The 16,844-nt window shown below is 64.1% G+C and carries 16 protein-coding genes; 11 read left to right on the top strand and 5 right to left on the bottom strand.

Annotated features, from left to right (window positions below; translation table 11 throughout):
- Positions 1-6: 6 nt before the first annotated feature.
- Entirely contained in the window at positions 7-1,623 is a 1,617-nt protein-coding gene (locus FXB40_RS30835; RefSeq protein ID WP_210352194.1) for an MDR family MFS transporter, read from the bottom strand.
- Positions 1,571-2,827 carry an HlyD family secretion protein gene (locus tag FXB40_RS30830; RefSeq protein ID WP_148775883.1) on the bottom strand — a complete coding sequence of 419 codons (1,257 nt, stop codon included), beginning with the start codon at positions 2,825-2,827 and terminating at the stop codon, positions 1,571-1,573. The genes FXB40_RS30835 and FXB40_RS30830 overlap by 53 nt, the downstream gene beginning before the upstream one ends.
- A 141-nt stretch (positions 2,828-2,968) precedes the next feature.
- Between FXB40_RS30830 and FXB40_RS30825 the strand changes: the two genes are divergently transcribed.
- The 7 genes from FXB40_RS30825 to FXB40_RS30795 all read left to right on the top strand — a co-directional run bounded on the left by FXB40_RS30825 (position 2,969) and on the right by FXB40_RS30795 (position 10,472).
- Positions 2,969-3,580: a TetR/AcrR family transcriptional regulator gene (locus tag FXB40_RS30825; RefSeq protein ID WP_246208051.1), complete on the top strand. Its 612-nt coding sequence runs from the start codon at positions 2,969-2,971 to the stop codon at positions 3,578-3,580.
- Between the two features lie 47 nt (positions 3,581-3,627).
- Positions 3,628-4,101 (top strand): MarR family winged helix-turn-helix transcriptional regulator, encoded by a 474-nt coding sequence (locus FXB40_RS30820; RefSeq protein WP_148775881.1) that lies wholly within the window; start codon positions 3,628-3,630, stop codon positions 4,099-4,101.
- Positions 4,102-4,113: 12 nt separating this feature from the next.
- Positions 4,114-4,884: an enoyl-CoA hydratase gene (locus FXB40_RS30815; RefSeq protein ID WP_148775880.1), complete on the top strand. Its 771-nt coding sequence runs from the start codon at positions 4,114-4,116 to the stop codon at positions 4,882-4,884.
- Positions 4,885-5,006: 122 nt separating this feature from the next.
- The gene (locus FXB40_RS30810; protein ID WP_148775879.1) at positions 5,007-7,088 is read left to right on the top strand and encodes a methyl-accepting chemotaxis protein; all 2,082 of its coding nucleotides are present in this window, start codon (positions 5,007-5,009) and stop codon (positions 7,086-7,088) included.
- A gap of 138 nt (positions 7,089-7,226) precedes the next feature.
- A complete protein-coding gene (locus FXB40_RS30805; RefSeq protein ID WP_148775878.1) occupies positions 7,227-8,165 on the top strand; it encodes a dihydrodipicolinate synthase family protein in 939 nt (312 codons plus the stop codon).
- A gap of 229 nt (positions 8,166-8,394) precedes the next feature.
- Positions 8,395-9,795 carry a selenium-binding protein SBP56-related protein gene (locus tag FXB40_RS30800; RefSeq protein WP_148775877.1) on the top strand — a complete coding sequence of 467 codons (1,401 nt, stop codon included), beginning with the start codon at positions 8,395-8,397 and terminating at the stop codon, positions 9,793-9,795.
- An 83-nt stretch (positions 9,796-9,878) separates the two neighbouring features.
- Positions 9,879-10,472, top strand: coding sequence for a hypothetical protein (locus FXB40_RS30795; RefSeq protein WP_148776115.1), 594 nt, complete (start codon positions 9,879-9,881; stop codon positions 10,470-10,472).
- A gap of 3 nt (positions 10,473-10,475) precedes the next feature.
- Here FXB40_RS30795 and FXB40_RS30790 read toward each other — a convergent pair whose 3' ends face one another.
- From FXB40_RS30790 to FXB40_RS30780, 3 genes are read right to left on the bottom strand one after another with little or no spacing between them, the layout of a single operon-like run.
- Positions 10,476-11,174 (bottom strand): DUF1045 domain-containing protein, encoded by a 699-nt coding sequence (locus FXB40_RS30790; protein WP_148775876.1) that lies wholly within the window; start codon positions 11,172-11,174, stop codon positions 10,476-10,478.
- Between the two features lie 18 nt (positions 11,175-11,192).
- Positions 11,193-12,389 carry an alpha-D-ribose 1-methylphosphonate 5-triphosphate diphosphatase gene (locus FXB40_RS30785; RefSeq protein ID WP_148775875.1) on the bottom strand — a complete coding sequence of 399 codons (1,197 nt, stop codon included), beginning with the start codon at positions 12,387-12,389 and terminating at the stop codon, positions 11,193-11,195.
- Positions 12,386-13,045, bottom strand: coding sequence for an LbetaH domain-containing protein (locus FXB40_RS30780; RefSeq protein WP_148775874.1), 660 nt, complete (start codon positions 13,043-13,045; stop codon positions 12,386-12,388). Before FXB40_RS30780 ends, FXB40_RS30785 begins: the two co-directional genes overlap by 4 nt.
- 174 nt (positions 13,046-13,219) lie before the next feature.
- Here FXB40_RS30780 and phnC point away from each other — a divergent pair, with 174 nt between their 5' ends.
- From phnC to phnE (FXB40_RS30760), 4 genes are all read left to right on the top strand, one after another.
- The gene (phnC, locus tag FXB40_RS30775; RefSeq protein WP_148775873.1) at positions 13,220-14,029 is read left to right on the top strand and encodes a phosphonate ABC transporter ATP-binding protein; all 810 of its coding nucleotides are present in this window, start codon (positions 13,220-13,222) and stop codon (positions 14,027-14,029) included.
- A gap of 57 nt (positions 14,030-14,086) precedes the next feature.
- Positions 14,087-15,016: a phosphonate ABC transporter substrate-binding protein gene (gene phnD / locus FXB40_RS30770; protein WP_148775872.1), complete on the top strand. Its 930-nt coding sequence runs from the start codon at positions 14,087-14,089 to the stop codon at positions 15,014-15,016.
- A 71-nt stretch (positions 15,017-15,087) separates the two neighbouring features.
- Entirely contained in the window at positions 15,088-15,972 is an 885-nt protein-coding gene (gene phnE, locus FXB40_RS30765; protein WP_148775871.1) for a phosphonate ABC transporter, permease protein PhnE, read from the top strand.
- Complete coding sequence (phnE, locus tag FXB40_RS30760; RefSeq protein WP_148775870.1) at positions 15,969-16,817, top strand: phosphonate ABC transporter, permease protein PhnE; 849 nt, start codon at positions 15,969-15,971, stop codon at positions 16,815-16,817. The genes phnE (FXB40_RS30765) and phnE (FXB40_RS30760) overlap by 4 nt, the downstream gene beginning before the upstream one ends.
- Positions 16,818-16,844 lie beyond the last annotated feature (27 nt).

The following is a 16,844-nucleotide window of genomic DNA, read 5'->3' as shown; positions in this document are numbered from 1 at the left end:
GAGCCCTTAGTGGGCACCGCCGCCGCCGGCCGCCTTCACCCGGCGCGTCAGCAGCACCGCGATCGCGGCGAGGACCAGCACCACGCCGATCACCGCAAACGTGTCGGAGAAGCCCATCACCAGCGCCTGGCGCTTCACTGTCTTGCCGAGCGCGATGATGGCCTGCTCGCGCGCGGCGTTGGGGTCGGGCACGCCGTGGGCGATGAAGTGATCGGTCAGTTGCGCGATGCGGGTGCGGACTTCCTCGCGGCCGAGCGTGACGGAGTGGCCGATGATGTTGGAGTGGAACTGCTCGCGCTTGGTGACGATGGTCGCCAGCACCGCGGTACCGATGGCGCCGCCGAGGTTGCGCATCATGTTGGAGATGCCGGAGGCGGCGGGCGCGTCCTGCGGCGCGACGCTGCCGAGGCTGAGCGCCGAGATTGGCGCCAGCGTCAGCGCCTGGCCGATTGCGCGCACGATGTTAGGCACCAGCAACTGATCGCCCGAATAGTCGAGCGACATCTGGATGTTCATGAACGAGCTCGCGGCGAACAGCAGCAGGCCGACGGCCGCGATATAGCGAATATCGAACCGCTGCATCAGTTTCGGCACCAGCGGAATCAGCAGGAGCTGCGGCAGGCCGGTCCAGGCCAGCACGTTGCCGATCTGCTCGGCATTGTAGCCCTGCACCTGGCCAAGATAGGCGGGCAGAAGATACACCGAGCCAAACAGCGCGAAACCAAGGAAGATCGAGGCGAACGTGCCGATGCCGAAATTCCACTGCGTCAGCAGGCGCAGACGCAGCAGCGGCTTCTCGACCACCAGTTCATTATAGATGAACAGCGACAGGCTGATCGCAGAGATGATCGCAAGCCGCACGATGAAGGGCGAGCCGAACCAGTCGTCCTTGTTGCCTTCTTCCAACACGGCCTGCAGCGATGCCAGGCCGACTGCCATGGTCGCGATGCCGAACCAGTCGCCTTCGCGCAACAGTGCCAGATTCAGCGGCTGGCGCTCCAGCGTGAAGAACAGCGTGGTCACCATGACCGCCGTGGGCACCACGTTGACGAAGAAGATGGTCTGCCAGCCGTAATTCTCGGTGAGATAGCCGCCGATGGTCGGGCCGATCGCGGGCGCAAAGGTCACCGCGAGCGAGAACATCGCGAGCCCAATCGGCTGCTGGACCTTCGGCAGCTTGGTGAAGACCAGCGTGAAGGCCATCGGGATCAGCACGCCACCGAAGAAGCCCTGGAAGCCGCGCATTGCGATCATCGACGGCAGATCGTGGGTGAAGGCGCAGGCAACCGAGAACGCTGCAAACAGCGTCGCGAAGCTCAGCATGATGTTGCGGAACGAGAACACCCGCGACAGATAGTCTGTCAGCGGGATCACGATGATCTCGCCGATCAGGTATGACGTCGAGATCCAGGATCCGTTGTCGACACCGGTGCCGATGCCGCCCTCGATGTTGAGCAGCGAAGCGTTGGTGATCTGGATGTTCAGGATCGCCATGAAGGCGCCGATCATCGCCGCGAAGACGGCGATCCAGACCGTGGCGCTGGCGCGATTGGGATCGGCTGCGGCGCGCTCAGGCGTCGCGGCCGGTGTTGCGGGCGTCGAGATTGAGAGGCTGTTTGACATGGCACGACCCTCCGGAAACAAGCTTCGCTTTAGATGTTGCTTGGGGCGTCGTTGCCGCTTGCGCGGTCGGCGCTGAACGGGTTGCGATCGTCGGGATCACGGACATGCCGGGCCGCAGCTCGATCGCAGGCTGCGTTTCGGCATCCAGCGCGATCTTCACGGGGATGCGCTGGACGATCTTGGTGAAATTGCCGGTGGCGTTATCAGGCGGCAGCAGGGCGAACTCCTGGCCGCTGGCCGGCGCGATGGAATCGACGTGACCGTGCACCACCTGGCCCGGGAACGTGTCGACCTCGATCTCGACCTGCTGTCCGGCGCGGACATTGGTGAGCTGGGTCTCCTTGAAATTGGCCACCACATACGCGCCTTCGGCGGGCACGATCGACATCAGCTGCGTGCCGGCCTGCACGAACTGGCCGACGCGGAGCGTGCGGTTGCCGATGACGCCGTCGATCGGGGAGACGATCGTGGTGTAGCCGAGATTGAGCTCGGCCTGATGCTGAAGTGCGGCGGCGCGGGCGGCGGCGGCGTTGGCTTGCGCGATCTCGGCTTTCAGGAGCTCGACCTGCTTGAGGGCGGAAGCGAGATTGGCGGTGTCGCGCTGGATCGCTGCGTCGGCGCCGGCGTTGCGCGACTGTGCCTGCTGCGCGTTTTGCACGCTGCCATAGCCAGTCGCGGCGAGATCGGTGTAGCGCTTATTCTCCTGCTGCGCGAAGGTCTTTGCGGCCGTGTCGACATCGACGGTCGCCCTGGCCGCGGCGATCACCGCGTCCTGAACATCGAGCTGCGCCTGCTTGCTTGTGATCGTCGCCTTCGCGGCGGCGACATCGGCCTTGGCCTGATCGAGCGCGACGCGGAAGTCGCGGTCGTCGATCCGCGCCAGCACCTGGCCGGCCTTCACATGCTCGTTATCGCCGACCACGACCCGGTCGAGATAGCCGCTGACTTTCGGCGCGATGGTGGTGTTGTCGGCCTTCACGTAGGCGTCATCGGTGGAGACGAGGAAGCGGCCGACGGTCCAGTAATCGTAGCCATACCAGCCGGCGCCGGCGAGCGCCGCGATCGCCACTCCGGCAAGCAACAGCTTGCGAAGGTTGAGTTTTCGGCGCGGGGCGGGCCCCGGCGCGGTGGGCAGGACGCCTTCCGGCGCGGGTGTTGGAACCACATTGGGTTCAGTCTTGGACGGGGTGGTGTGCACGGTCATGGCCGGCTCCCTGAATTAGGAAACTTGACGATTTCCAAAATAGGACTAGCTTTGGGATAGTCAATAGAATGACAGGCATCATCTAAAAACATGGCTCAGGCAAAACCGTCATCAGAATGCCGTCCGCGCGGACGGCCGCCGGTGCGCAGCGACGAGGAGACGAAGCGAATCGTCATCGAGTCGGCACGGCACGCCTTCGCCGTCGATGGCTACGCAGCGACCAGCACCGAGGAACTGGCGCGCGGCGCCGGTATCTCCACCAAGACTCTCTATCGGCTTTTTCCAGGCAAGGCGGCGCTGTTCGAGGCGATGTGCGCGGACCGGCTCGAGCGATTGCTCTCCGACGTCAATCTGCAGGCCAACAATCAGGCCGACATCGAAACAAGCCTGGCTGCGGTGCTGATCGCTTGTGCCGATCTTGCGCTCGATCCAGAGGTCGTGGCGCTGCAGCGCATGGTGCTGCAGCAATCGGCCACGTTCCCCGACCTTGCAGCGAATTTCTACAGGGATGGCATCGCCCGTACCGCGGCGGCGCTCGCGGGCTGGCTCCGCGATCAGGTCAAAAAGAAGCGCATTGCACTCGATAACGTCGACGAAGCCGCCGGAATGATGATTGCCATGATGGTGTCAGCGCCTCAGCGTGCGGCGATCTACGCAAGCCTGACACTGCCCTCGCGCGAAGAGATAGAGAGGAGGGCACAAATATGCGCTGCAATTCTGCTCGACGGCTGTCGCGGGCCGTCGCGTAGTTAGCGGCCGCAGGTTTTGACAATCAGCCGGCATGCGCTTATATGTTTCGCATGCGAAATAAATCGCCCGAGGCGAAGCGTCATCGGCTGATCTACCTCCTCAGCGTCGCGCAACGTCGCCTGCAGCGCTGGATGGCGGCGCAGCCCTCGAGCGAGGTGACGCCGGCGCAGGCGGGGTTGCTGTTCATCCTCGGCAAGCAGGACGGCGTCCTGATGGGCGAGGCGGGTGCGGCGCTCGATATGGGGCCGGCCGGCATTTCCGGTCTGGTCGACCGCACGGCGTCGGCGAGGCTGGTCGAGCGGCGGGCCGATCGCGAGGACGGCCGCGCCTGGCGCGTGTGGCTAACGCCGAAGGGCCGCACGGTGCTGGCACAGGCGAAGACCGATGCGGCCGCGGTCAATGCGGCGCTGACGGAAGGATTCACCAGCGCGGAGATCGATATCGTCGCACGCTGGCTGACGAGCATTCAGGACAAGTTTCCAAGAAATCCCATAAGCGACCCCACAAGAGATCCAGAGGACTAAGAGGAGAGACGAATGACCGAGCATGTGCGAGTTGAGACCAACAACGGAATTCTCACGCTCACCCTGGCGCGCCCCGACAAGAAGAACGCGCTGACGGATGCGATGTACGCCAAGCTTGCGGATACCATCGAAGCCGCCGAATTCGATTCGTCCGTGCGCGTGCTGCTGATCCGCGGCGAGGGCGACATGTTCACCGCCGGCAATGATGTCGGCGAGTTTGCGGCCGTCGCCTCAGGCAAGTTCGAAGGTAGCCGCAATGTCGGCCGTTTCATCCAGTCGCTGGCGCGCAGCACGCGCCCGCTGGTCGCAGCGGTGCAGGGCCGCGCCGTCGGAATCGGCACCACGATGCTCTTGCATTGCGATCTCGTCGTGCTCGCCGACAACACCCAATTGTCGACGCCTTTCGTCAGCCTCGCGCTGGTGCCGGAAGCCGCGTCGAGCCTGCTGATGCCGGCGCGCATCGGTTATGCCCGCGCCTATGAGATGTTTGCGCTCGGCGAGACCGTGCCGGCCAAGGCCGCGCTGGAATGGGGCCTCGCCAACCGCGTGGTGCCGCTCGACAAGCTCGACGCCGAGGCGCTGGCGCTCGCCCAGCGTCTTGCCCGACAGCCGGCCGGTGCACTCACCGCGACCAAGAAACTGATGCGTAACGGCGAGGCGCTGGTGGCGCAGATGCTGGCGGAAGGCGAGCAGTTCGCGCAGCGCCTGCGCACGGCGGAGGCGCGAGAGGCGTTCACCGCCTTTGCCGAGCGCCGTCCGCCGGATTTCACGAAGGTTTCGTGACGCCGGGGCCTGCTTAAGGGTCTGGCAAATCGGGAACTCCCGGCATTTGACTCAAACCTTAACGGAACATTGGCATGTCGCGATGCAAGGTGGCCTCTCTTGGAAGAGTAGGCCCCTGACCCATGGCAATGTTTAAGAAATCGGTAAGTTCGCTTCTCCTGACCCTGATGGCCCTGCTGGCGGCCGGCGCATTGGCCTCTACCGCGATCCAGATGTTCGGGGCCTTCGGCCGCTACAGCGATAGTCTCGAAACCGCGAGGCTCGCCGCCGCCGACAAGGCGATCTTCCATGGTGTGCTCGCGCTGCGCAATAATCGCGGCGATGCCCAGAGTGCGATCCTCGGCGAAGACGATCCGCGGACAAAACTCGCCGAAGCGGAGAAGGCCGAGCAGGGCGGCTATGAAGGCGTCAGCACCGCGATGGCCAGCGTCGACTTCGCCCGGCGCGATGAGCTTGCGAGCACACTGAAGCAGCGCTGGGGTGAAGCCGCGCCGCAATTCCAACTGTTTTATGACGAGGCCAAGCGCCCGCGCGCCGAGCGCAAGATCGAGCGGACCAATTCCTGGTATGATGCCGTCACCAAGGTGATCGATACCGCGAACCTCGCCTCCACCGCGGTGTCGAACCGTGCCTGGATGAATGATCCCTACATCGCCCGCATGATCCAGGTCCGCCGCTTCGCCTGGCAGGTGCGCGACCGCTATGGAATCCATTGTTCGATGCTGCGCTCGAACGTCAACAGCAGCAAGCAGCTCGACGATGGGCAGAAGCGATCGCTGGCGCAATGGGACGGCACCATCGCCTCCGGCTGGGCAGGCATGGGCGAGTTGCTCGCAGCGCCTGATGTGAGCGCGGAACTGGTCACGGCAGCGTCGGATGCGAAGGCCAAGACCGACGGCGTCCTGAAGCAGATCGGCGATCTCACCAAGAACTTTGACGGCAGCGGCAAGCCTGCGATGCCCGCTTCGGAGTGGAATACGCTTTGCCAGTCGCCATTCCCGCTGATTGTCGGAGTCGCAACCAAGGCGCTCGACCAGTCGATCGCGCGAGCTGAATCAGTTCAAGCCAAGGCGCTCACCAATCTCGTGGTGCAGTCGCTCACGTTCCTGATCGCGCTCGCGGTGACTCTGGCCGGCGTCTACGTCGTGCGCAATCGCCTGATGCGTCCGGTACGCGCCATTCTCGACGCCATCGCCCGGATCAGTGCTCGCGACTACGCGACGCACGTCCCGCAATCGCGTTATCCCGATGAGTTCGGCACCATGGCCGCCGCGCTCGAAAGCCTGCGCGAGAGCGCGGCGACCGCGGAACGTCTGGGCCAGGAACGCGAATCGCAGCAGGCGCTGCAGCTCGCCCGTTCCGGTACCGTGGACGACGCGTGCCGCAGTTTCGACGACACTGTGCAGGCTGTGATCCACAGCGTCGCCGCGTCGGCCAAGGAGCTCGATGCGACCGCGACCGATGTGCGCACGCTGGTGTCGGAATCGAGCAGCCAGACGGCTGCGGTCTCGTCCGCCGCCGAGCAGGCCACCAACAATCTCGAAAGCATTGCGGCTGCGACCGAGGAGCTCTCGGCGTCTGTCGGCGAAATCTCCGCGCAGGTGCAGTCCAGCGCACGCGATGCGCGCGAAGCGGTGTCGCAGGTGGAGCAGACCAATGCCACCGTCGAGATCCTCGACCAGACCGCGGGCCGCATCAGCGACGTCGTGAAGATGATCCACGCCATCGCCGGCCAGACCAATCTGCTCGCCTTGAACGCCACCATCGAGGCAGCCCGCGCCGGCGAAGCCGGCCGCGGCTTCGCGGTGGTTGCCGGCGAGGTCAAGAGCCTCGCGGCGCAAACCGCAACCGCCACCGAGGAAATCTCGCGCCAGGTCGAGGAAATCCAGGGTGCGACCGGGCAGGCGGTCGCCGCCATCCGCTCGATCGGCGGTGCCATCAGCGGCATCGATGAGAAAATGACCGCAATCGCCGCCGCCGTCGAACAGCAGCGCGCGGCCACCACCGAAATCTCGCGCAACTTCCAGCATGCCGCGCAGGGCACCCGTGAGGTCACCGATACCATCGGCAGCGTCGCCAAGCTCAACCAGGAGACCGGCAACGCCGGCTCGGTGCTGACCCAGTCCGTGACCAAGATGTCGGCCGACGCCGACCGTCTCCGCGTCGCGGTCGAGGGCTTCCTTGGTGCGGTGAAGACCGCTTAAGCTCCCATTCCCTGTTCCAACGGCAAGTGGATCGGCATTGCCGTGGGTGCGAGCGCGCTGTAAATGGTAGCGGTACCATGCTCCAACAGCTCGCTGGCGCATCAAAACTAACGACGGGAATACAGGGAGATAATTTCGATGCCGGTCACCCCACACAAGGCCCAGCGCCCCTATCGCGGCGTGTTCCCGGTCGCACCCACCATCTTCGACGAGCGCGGCGAGCTCGACCTGGACGGCCAGCGTCGCTGCATCGATTTCATGATCGATGCCGGTTCGCACGGCATTTGCATTCTCGCCAATTTCTCCGAGCAGTTCGTGCTGACCGACGCCGAGCGTGAGACCGTGATGCATGCCGTGCTGGAGCATGTCGCGGGCCGCGTGCCCGTGATCGTCACCACCACGCATTTCAGCTCGGCCGTGTGCGCGGCGCGCAGCCAGCAGGCGGAGGCAGCCGGTGCCGCCATGGTGATGGTCATGCCGCCCTATCATGGCGCCACCTTCCGCGTGCCGGAGAAAGGCATCGTCGAATTCTTCAAGGTGCTCTCGGGCGCGATCAACATCCCGATCATGATCCAGGATGCACCGGTGGCGGGCACGCCATTGTCGGTCGAGCTGCTGGCGCGGCTGGCGCGCGACTTCGGCAACATCCGCTATTTCAAGATCGAGGTCGCAGGCGCGGCATCAAAGCTCAGGAGCCTGATCGAGGCGGGCGGCAAGGACATCGAGGGTCCCTGGGACGGTGAGGAGGCGATCACGCTGCTCGCCGATCTCGATGCAGGCGCGACCGGCGCCATGACCGGCGGCGGCTATCCCGACGGCATTCGCCAGATCATCGATCCGTATTTTGCCGGCAAGCGCGAGGAGGCGAAGGCCGCCTATGAACGCTGGCTGCCGCTGATCAACTACGAGAACCGCCAATGCGGCCTGATCGCCTGCAAGGCGATGATGCAGGCCGGCGGTGTGATCAAGTCGGACGCGGTGCGCCATCCGCTGCAGCCGCTGCATCCGGCGACGCGGGCAGGGCTCTTGGAACTGGCCAAGGAGCGTGACGCGCTGGCACTGCGGTGGGGGAAGTAGCCTCCGTCGTCGTCCTGGACCAGCGCGCCCTAGCCTGATCCCGCCGGCTTCCGTCTGCTGAAGGCGTCGAATTGGCGCGGTTCGGGCGGTTTCCGGCCGCCCGGCGATGGCCTATTGTACGCTGGCCAACCAGGTCCGCGGAGCATCTCAAGACATCGCGTAATAGCTCTTCATTATGCCCCTACCCGAGCCAGGTTGGCGCGAGCCGACGAAACAGGGAGGCAGTGCCATGACGATGAGGCCGGATCCCACCTTCCACGCATCGCCCAAGCTTGCGATGGAAGCACCTGCGGAGAACTTCGCCTACACGTTGCTGCTCAGTCCAGATTTCTCAAAACCGGATGCACTCGCGGTCATCGACGTCAAGCCGGGATCGCCGACCTACAGCCAAATCGTCCACACCGTGACGATGCCCAACAAGGGCGATGAGTTTCATCACTTCGGCTGGAATGCCTGCTCCTCCGCCTTGTCGCCGCTCGCCGGGCATGCCTTCATCGAGCGGCGCTATCTCATCATCCCCGGGATACGCTCGTCGCGGATCTATATCATCGATACCAAGCCCGATCCGACCAAAGCCAAAATCCACAAGATCATCGAACCCGAGGAAGTCTTCAAAAAGACCGGCTACTCGCGGCCGCATACCATCCATTGCGGGCCGGACGGCGTCTATGTGAGCACGCTGGGCGGCGGCGGCAAAGACGGCACCAACGGGCCTCCAGGCGTCTTCATCATGGATTGCGAGACGTTCGAGGTCCTTGGACGATGGGAGATCGACCGCGGTCCGCAGACGCTGCACTATGATTTCTGGTGGAACCTGCCGCGCGATTACATGGTGACGAGCGAATGGGCGTTGCCGCCGCAGTTCGAGAACGGGATCGTCCCGGAGGATCTGCTGGCGAACAAGTATGGCCATCGTCTCCACTTCTGGGATCTCCGCGCCCGTCGCAACGTGCAGACCATCGACCTTGGCGCCAATCACCAGATGGCGCTGGAGGTGCGGCCAGCGCACGATCCGGTTCGCGAATACGGCTTCGTAGGCGTTGTGGTCGACACCACGAATCTCGAAGCATCGATCTGGACCTGGTGGCGCGAAGGCGGAAAATTCCATGCGGAAAAGACGGCGACGATCCCGCCCGAGCCCGCGCCAAAGGAGAAGCTTCCGCCGCTGCTCCAGGGCTTTGGCGCCGTGCCGCCGCTGGTGACCGACATCGACCTGTCGATGGATGACCGGTTTCTCTATGTCTCGTGCTGGGGCACGGGTGAAATGCGCCAGTACGACGTGAGTGAACCACGGAAGCCGAAGCTTGCGGGCTCGGTTCACATCGGCGGCATCGTGCGCCGCACCACGCACCCGAACGGCAAGGCATTCGCGGCCGGTCCGCAGATGGTCGAGATCAGCCGCGACGGCAGGCGCGTGTACTGGACCAACTCGCTCTATTCCACCTGGGATGACCAGTTCTATCCCGACGGGGTCCCCGGTGTGGAAGTCATGGCCAATGTCGGTCGCAACGGCGGCCTCGAGCTCGACAAGGACTACTTCGTCAGCTTCCCCGACGGATATCGTGCGCACCAGATCAGGCTGGAGGGCGGCGATTGTTCGACGGATTCCTTTTGCTACCCGTCGGCCTAGATTGGGGGCACGCGAGTCCGGCGCTCGGCTGGCTGTGGCTCGCTCTTGTCGCGAGCGGTCTCTATCACGGGGTCAATCCGGGAATGGGATGGCCGCTCGCCGTTTCGGCCGGGCTCATGGACAAGACCCCGCGCGCGCTCTTCCGTGCGTTGTGGGCCCTGGCGGCCGGACATCTCCTGGCGACACTTCTCGTGTTGCTGCCATTCGCGTTCCTGCTCGTGCTGGCCGAGTGGCAGCGTTCGATCCAGCTCGGCGCCAGCCTTCTCGTCATCGGCTTCGGCGCCTATCGGCTGATCGAGCGGCACCATCCGCGCGCGCTGGCACGAATTCCGCCAACGCAATTGGTGCTCTGGTCATCTGCCGTTGCCATTGCTCACGGCGCCGCCCTGATGCTCGTGCCGATCTATCTCGGGCTCTGCCAGGCCTTCGAACTCGATGCCGGCCATGAGGCCGCCGGCGTGCTGATGAAGGCAAGTCTCGGGATGGCGGTGCTGGTGTCTTTGGTGCACGTTGCTGCCATGATCAGCGCCGGCGGATGTCTGGCGTGGCTGGTCTACCGCCATCTGGGATTGAGGTTCGTCTCGCGAAGCTGGTTCAATCTGGATGCAATCTGGGCGACCAGCCTCGTTCTGGTTGGCGTCGTGGCGCTCGCCTTCAATCTTGCGAGCTGGCGCTGAAGCCTACCGCGCCAAAGCCCACTCTCCGATGATGCGGAAGCGCGCCTTCGCATCGTCCTGCTTGAACAGCGTAATGCGGTCGATCTCGAGTGTATCGAGACCAAGCTCCGCAAACCTCGCCCGCAGCATCTCCAGAATCGGCCCGCGCCGCTCCGCGTCCAGCCGTCCCGTCAGCGTCATGTGGAGGCGGAATTCTTCCATCACGTAGGGATAGCCCCAGCGGTCGAGATACTCGCGCTGGCGCGCGCTGAGCCTTTCGGGTTTTCGCCGCGCGCGGTCTTCCGCCGTCAGGGGCCGACGAAATGAATCGAAATCGCGGACACAGTCGGCCGCCAGTTGCAGGAGCGCGTCGACCGGCTCAGCCGGAATGACGGCGATGAAGCCGCTGATGGTATCGACCACCGGCTGGATCACCGGCATCGGCCGCGCCTTCGCGGCAAATGTCGCGCAGGCAGCCTTGAGCTCGGCCTCTGTCTTGCCCGATACCAGCGTCATCGGCGCCTTCAGCGTGCCGTGAAAGCCGTATTTGCGGGGATCTGAAGTGATGTCGCGCCAGTCCGGCACGGCATGCAGGGTGCCTTGCGGAAACGAAAGCTCGTCGCTCGTATAGGCATCATAGCCGAGCAACTCGGCGCCGAAGCGGGACAGCGCATTGTCGGCGCCGGCGGCGAAATAGATCGCGTAGCGGGGAAAACCTGTCATTGCCGGAGCATAGCCAATTTATGCCGCAACGACAGTCTCGCGCGCCGGCGCCGCCGCAGTAGCGAGTAGCCGCGCCGCATCGGTGAGATGTACGAGCTTGCCGGCGGCGATCACCGCGACCAGCCGCGGCCGCTGCGACGCGCTGTCGTCGACCAGCAGGATGTCGGCGCGCTGCCCCGCGGCGAGCGTGCCGCGATCGGTCAGGCCTGTGGCTTGCGCCGGTGCCGACGAGATCAGCTTCCAGGCCTCCGTCAGCGGCAGCACGCCGTCTGCGGCAAGACGGAAGGCAGCGAGCAGCGGCGCCGGATAGTAGTAGTCGGATGCCAGCACCGAGCAGAGCCCCTTCTCGATCATGTCGGAGGCCTTGGTCCAGCCGGTGTGGCTGCCGCCACGCACGACGTTCGGCGCGCCGTAGACGATGGCGTCGCCATGATCTGCGGCTTCGCGCGCCGTCTCCTCGTTGACCGGAAATTCGGCGAGCGCCACGCCCAGGCTGCGAAAATCCCGGCGCATCGCCGGGGTCGCATCGTCATGCGACAGCATCCGCACCTCGGCGCCGCGTGCCGCCGCAGCGAGCCGGGTGATCGAAGCCGGAACATCGGCGGCGCGCGAGACAATATGCGCGACGAGCTTGTCGAACTCCTCGCTCGACAGGCCGGTGCGCTCCACCATGCGGTTGCGCTTGCGCGGATTGGAGATGTCGGCGACGACCCCATCCATGTGGTCGTTGAAGGCGAACAGGTCGACGCGACCCTCGGCCAGCCACCGGCCGATCTCGTCTTCGGCATCGAGATTGTAGGTCTCGTGCCGCAGGTGGAAGCGAGTGTCGGCGGCAAATTGCGGACGCTGCCGTTCGATCGCCTCGAGCAGGCGCCGTGCATTGTCGCCGCTGCGCAGGCCCGGCTCCCACGACCAGGTCGTGGCGTGGAACACCGTGGTGATGCCGTTGCTAATGACCTGGCGATCGGTGTCGGCCAGTGCGACATCGATCGGGAAATCGACGCCGGCGCGCGGCATCATCTGCCGCTCGAAGGCATCGCCGTGCAGATCGACGATGCCGGGCAGCACCAGCAGGTTGCGCGCATCGATCGCCAGCCGCGCGCGGCCGCGTGACGCATCGATTTGAGCAATGTCCGTTCCGGAGACGCCAAGGGAGGTTTCGGCGAGCTCGGAGCCGATCAAGGTCCGGCCACCTTCTATGAAAATGTCTGTCACGCGACCGCGCTTCGTTTGCTGGAAGAGGAACTTGCCCCTGCTTCGTACGCTGTCAGGAAATCTTCAATCGCGAGCCTGCGGAAATTGGGCAGCGCTTCACGCAATTTGTCGTGATCCCAGTCCCACCATGCCAGCCTGGCCAGCCGTCCGGCAACCGCTTCCGAGAACCGGCGCCGCACGATGCGCGCCGGATTGCCGGCGACGATGGTATAGGCCGGCACGTCCTTGGTGACGATGGCGCCGGCCGCGATCACCGCGCCGGTGCCGATGTTGCGGCCCGGCAGCACGACCGCGCCATGGCCGATCCAGACGTCATGGCCGATACGGACGTGATGCTGGCGCCGCCAGTCGAAGAAATCGGTGTCGTCGCTCTCGCCCGGAAAGTAGGCGCTGGAGCGATAGGTGAAGTGCGCCTGGGTGGCGCGATGCATCGGATGATTGCCCGGATTGATCCGCGTCATCGCCGCGATCGAGCAGAACTTTCCGATCGTCGTGTAGGTGATCTGCGCGTCGTTGACGACGTAGGAGTAATCGCCCATCGCCACCTCATGGAGGATCGTGCGCGCGCCGACCTCGGTATAGGCACCGAGCCGGGTCTCGTGAAGCTTCGCCGAAGGATCGATGGTCGGTTCGACCGAAAGCACTTTGCCGGCCATGTTGCATCCGAAAGCTTGAGGGTAGGCGCTCGTCTTCGAGCGGCTCGATGACAATGTCATGACGATACAATGACAGGGGATGAGGTGTGTTGCATCGCCGCACTGCACGGCGCGTGTCACACAAGTGTCAAGCGCCGGGATTAGCGGTGGACGCCAGCTACTCTGGAGCCCTGCATGCTGGTGGTTGAAGGTCTGACGTGCCGCTTCGGCGCAAAAGCCGCGGTGGACGACGCTTCGTTTCAAATTGCTCCCGGCGGCTTCGTCGGTGTGATCGGGCGCTCCGGCGCCGGCAAGTCGACCATGCTGCGCATGATCAATCGGCTCGCGACCCCGACGCAGGGCCGTATCCTGTTCGATGGTCTCGACGTCACCGCGCTGCGCGGCAAGGAGCTGCGGCAGTGGCGCGCTCGCTCTGCGATGATCTTCCAGCAATTCAACCTCGTCGGCCGGCTCGATGTGCTGACCAATGTGCTGATGGGGCGCCTTGCCACGATGCCGGCCTGGCGCTCGCTGACGCAGACCTGGCCGGAGCAGGACAAGGCGCTGGCGATGTCGGCGCTCGAACAGTTCGACATCGCCTCGCTGGCCGCCCAGCGCGCCGACCAGCTCTCCGGTGGCCAGCAGCAGCGCGTCGCGATCGCCCGCGCGCTGGTGCAGCAGCCCGACATCATCCTCGCCGACGAGCCGATCGCCTCGCTCGATCCGCGGAACACCAAGATCGTCATGGATGCGCTGCTGCGCATCAACAAGCATTTCGGCATCACCGTGCTCTGCAATCTGCATTCGCTCGATCTGGCGCGCAGCTATTGCGACCGCCTGATCGGCATGTCGGCGGGCCGCGTGGTGTTCGACGGCGCGCCGGCCGCGCTGACCGATCTCGTCGCGCGTGAACTCTACGATCTCGAAGCCAACGATGTCATGGGCGGAACGCCCGCGCCGGCACCCGAAGGCGTCCCGGCGCTCGGAACCGCTGCCGCCGCCTGAGCGGCGGACTGAAGTCAAGTTTTGCCTCAACCGACCCCAACCGATGAAGAGGGTATCATGATCACTCGCAGACTCATTCTTGCCGGCGCCGCCGCGCTGACCTTCGCCGGATCCGCGTCCGCCGAAGATTGGAAGACGAAATATCCCGAAATCACCTTCGCCGTGATCCCGGCCGAGAACGGCTCCGGCGTCACCGAGCGCTACGGGCCCTTCATCAACTATCTGTCGAAGGAACTCGGCATCAAGGTGACGCTGCGCGTCGCCAACGACTACGCGGCCGTCATCGAAGGTCAGCGCGCCGGCAACATCCACATCGGCTATTACGGTCCGGCCTCGTTCGCGCGCGCCCGCCTGACCGGCGTCAAGACCGACGCTTTCGTGATCGACGTCAACGCCGACGGCTCGAAGGGCTATTACTCGGTGTTCTACGTGCTGGCGAAGTCGCCGTACCAGAAGATCGAGGATCTCAAGGGCAAGAATCTCGGGCTTGTTGATCCGAATTCTACTTCCGGCAACAACATGCCCCGTTTCAAGCTGAACGCGTTGGGGATCGATCCGGACGCCTATTTCTCCAAGGTGCTCTTCACCGGCAGCCACGAGAACGCCGTACTGGCGCTGGCCCAGGGCACCGTCGACGTCGCCGCCAATTGGTGGAACGCCGATGACGATTCGAACCTGACCCGCATGCTCAACAAGGGCATGGTGAAGTCGTCCGACGGCACCGTGATGAAGAAGGAAGATTTCCGCATCATCGTGAAGTCCGACCTCATCATCAATTCGCCCTACGCCTATCTCAGCGACCTGCCGGATGACATGAAGGCTGCGATCAAAAAGGCCTTCCTGGATGCGGCCCAGAAGGATCCCGAGGCGTTCAAGAAACTCTCCGACGGCAAGAACAAGCCGTGGGAGCCGATCGCCAATGACGATTACAACAAGACCATCGACCTGATTAAGTTCGTCGATGCTTTACGCAAGAAGGCGTCCTGACCTCGTCGGGACGATGCTACTCGAGCCGGGTCGATGGACCCGGCTCTTTTTCTTGATGGACCGCCGAACACATGACGCTCGCCGTTTCGATTCTCCCCGAACAGCAGCTCGCCGTGCTGAATGCCGCCTACCGCAAGGCGATCGCTCGCAAGCGCCTGCGGCTGATGGCAGGTGCCGGGTTGTTCATCGCCGCGCTGATCGTGGCCTCGATCGGCGCCGAAGTTAATCTGCGCACCTTCTTCACCTATTTCGGCAACTTCGTCAGCTATTTCGATCGCATCCTCACGCTCGACAACGGCCACCGGGTCTGGACCGATTTTGGCGAATGGTTCTGGGGCTGGCATAAATGGCTGAAGCTGCTCGCCGAGACCTTGCTGATCAGTTATGTCGGCACGCTGATTGGAGCGGTGTTCGCCTTCGGGCTCAATTTCTTCGCGGCTGAGAACACCTCGCCCGTGCCCTGGCTACGCTTCGTGGTGCGGCGCTTGCTCGAATTTGCGCGCACTGTCCCAGGCATCGTGTTTGCGCTGATCTTCGTCATCGCCTTCGGGCTCGGCCCGATGGCGGGCGTGCTCGCAATTGCCATCCACTCCACCGGCGCGCTCGGAAAGCTGTTCTCGGAGATCGTCGAGAACGCCGATATGAAGCCGGTCGAAGGCATCCGCTCGACCGGTGCGAGCTGGCTCGCCTGCATGCGCTTTGCGATCCTGCCGCAAGTTACCGCGGGCTACGCCAGCTACGCGCTGCTGCGCTTCGAGATCAATGTGCGCGAAGCCTCGGTCATGGGCTTTGTCGGTGCCGGCGGCATCGGCCAGGAGCTCATCGTCGCGATCCGCAAATTCTACTACTCCGACGTCAGCGCGATCCTCGTCACCATCATCATCACGGTGTTCCTGATCGATATCACGACCGGCTGGGTGCGCGGCCGGCTGTTCGGCAAGGAGGCGCGGACGTGAGCAAGCCGCAAGAGGTCGACACCGCGCAGATCCGCGCCCGCTATCCCGACGTGTTCGACCGGCCTGCCTCGGCGCGGCTTGCGACGCCGGCGATGATCATCGCGGCGCTCGCCATTTTCATCTATGGCCTGGTCGATCTCGATTTCTCGCCGTCACGGCTCTTCAACGGCCTCAGCCAGCTCGGCTGGATCAGCATGATGATGATCCCGCCCGATCCCGGTTCGTCGCTGCCGCTCTATCTGAAGGCGATGGGCGAGACGCTCTCGATCGCGCTGCTCGGGACCACGCTGGCCGCGCTGTTCGCGCTTCCGGTCAGCTTGTTTGCCGCACGCAACGTGGTGCCGTCAAAAATCCTGCGTTTCCCGGTTCGCCGCTTCCTTGATTCGATCCGCGGCGTCGACACGCTGATCTGGGCGCTGGTGTGGATCAATGTGGTCGGGCTCGGCCCGTTCGCCGGCGTGCTCGCCATCGCGGTGTCGGATTTCGGCGCCTTCGGAAAACTGTTCTCGGAGGCGATCGAAGGCGCCGACCAGAAGCAGGTCGAGGGCATCCGGGCCTCCGGCGGCAGCGCACTGCACGAGATCCGCTTCGGCCTGTTGCCGCAGGTGCTGCCCGTGATCGCGGGCCAGGTGCTCTATTTCATCGAATCGAACACGCGCTCGGCCACCATCATCGGCATCGTCGGCGCCGGCGGCATCGGACTTCAGCTGGCCGAGCAGATCCGCGTGCTGGAATGGCAGAAGGTGTCGTTCCTGATCCTGATGATCCTGGTCGCGGTCGCCGCGATCGATTTCATATCGAGCAAGCTGCGGTTTGCGATTATTGGAAGGCGTGCTGTCGCCTAATCATCAGTGCCGTAGCAACCATTAAGA

The organism is Bradyrhizobium rifense (genome assembly GCF_008123425.1).
Lineage (GTDB): Bacteria > Pseudomonadota > Alphaproteobacteria > Rhizobiales > Xanthobacteraceae > Bradyrhizobium > Bradyrhizobium rifense.
The sequence above is the reverse complement of the archived record's forward strand: the minus strand, read 5'-3'. Positions and strand labels throughout refer to the sequence as shown.

Coding starts and splice junctions, on each gene's coding strand:
- FXB40_RS30835 (WP_210352194.1), bottom strand. CDS start 1,623: ATGTCAAACAGCCTCTCAATCTCGACGCCCGCAACACCGGCCGCGACG.
- FXB40_RS30830 (WP_148775883.1), bottom strand. CDS start 2,827: ATGACCGTGCACACCACCCCGTCCAAGACTGAACCCAATGTGGTTCCA.
- FXB40_RS30820 (WP_148775881.1), top strand. CDS start 3,628: ATGCGAAATAAATCGCCCGAGGCGAAGCGTCATCGGCTGATCTACCTC.
- FXB40_RS30815 (WP_148775880.1), top strand. CDS start 4,114: ATGACCGAGCATGTGCGAGTTGAGACCAACAACGGAATTCTCACGCTC.
- FXB40_RS30810 (WP_148775879.1), top strand. CDS start 5,007: ATGGCAATGTTTAAGAAATCGGTAAGTTCGCTTCTCCTGACCCTGATG.
- FXB40_RS30805 (WP_148775878.1), top strand. CDS start 7,227: ATGCCGGTCACCCCACACAAGGCCCAGCGCCCCTATCGCGGCGTGTTC.
- FXB40_RS30800 (WP_148775877.1), top strand. CDS start 8,395: ATGACGATGAGGCCGGATCCCACCTTCCACGCATCGCCCAAGCTTGCG.
- FXB40_RS30795 (WP_148776115.1), top strand. CDS start 9,879: ATGGGATGGCCGCTCGCCGTTTCGGCCGGGCTCATGGACAAGACCCCG.
- FXB40_RS30790 (WP_148775876.1), bottom strand. CDS start 11,174: ATGACAGGTTTTCCCCGCTACGCGATCTATTTCGCCGCCGGCGCCGAC.
- FXB40_RS30780 (WP_148775874.1), bottom strand. CDS start 13,045: ATGGCCGGCAAAGTGCTTTCGGTCGAACCGACCATCGATCCTTCGGCG.
- phnC (WP_148775873.1), top strand. CDS start 13,220: ATGCTGGTGGTTGAAGGTCTGACGTGCCGCTTCGGCGCAAAAGCCGCG.
- phnD (WP_148775872.1), top strand. CDS start 14,087: ATGATCACTCGCAGACTCATTCTTGCCGGCGCCGCCGCGCTGACCTTC.
- phnE (WP_148775871.1), top strand. CDS start 15,088: ATGACGCTCGCCGTTTCGATTCTCCCCGAACAGCAGCTCGCCGTGCTG.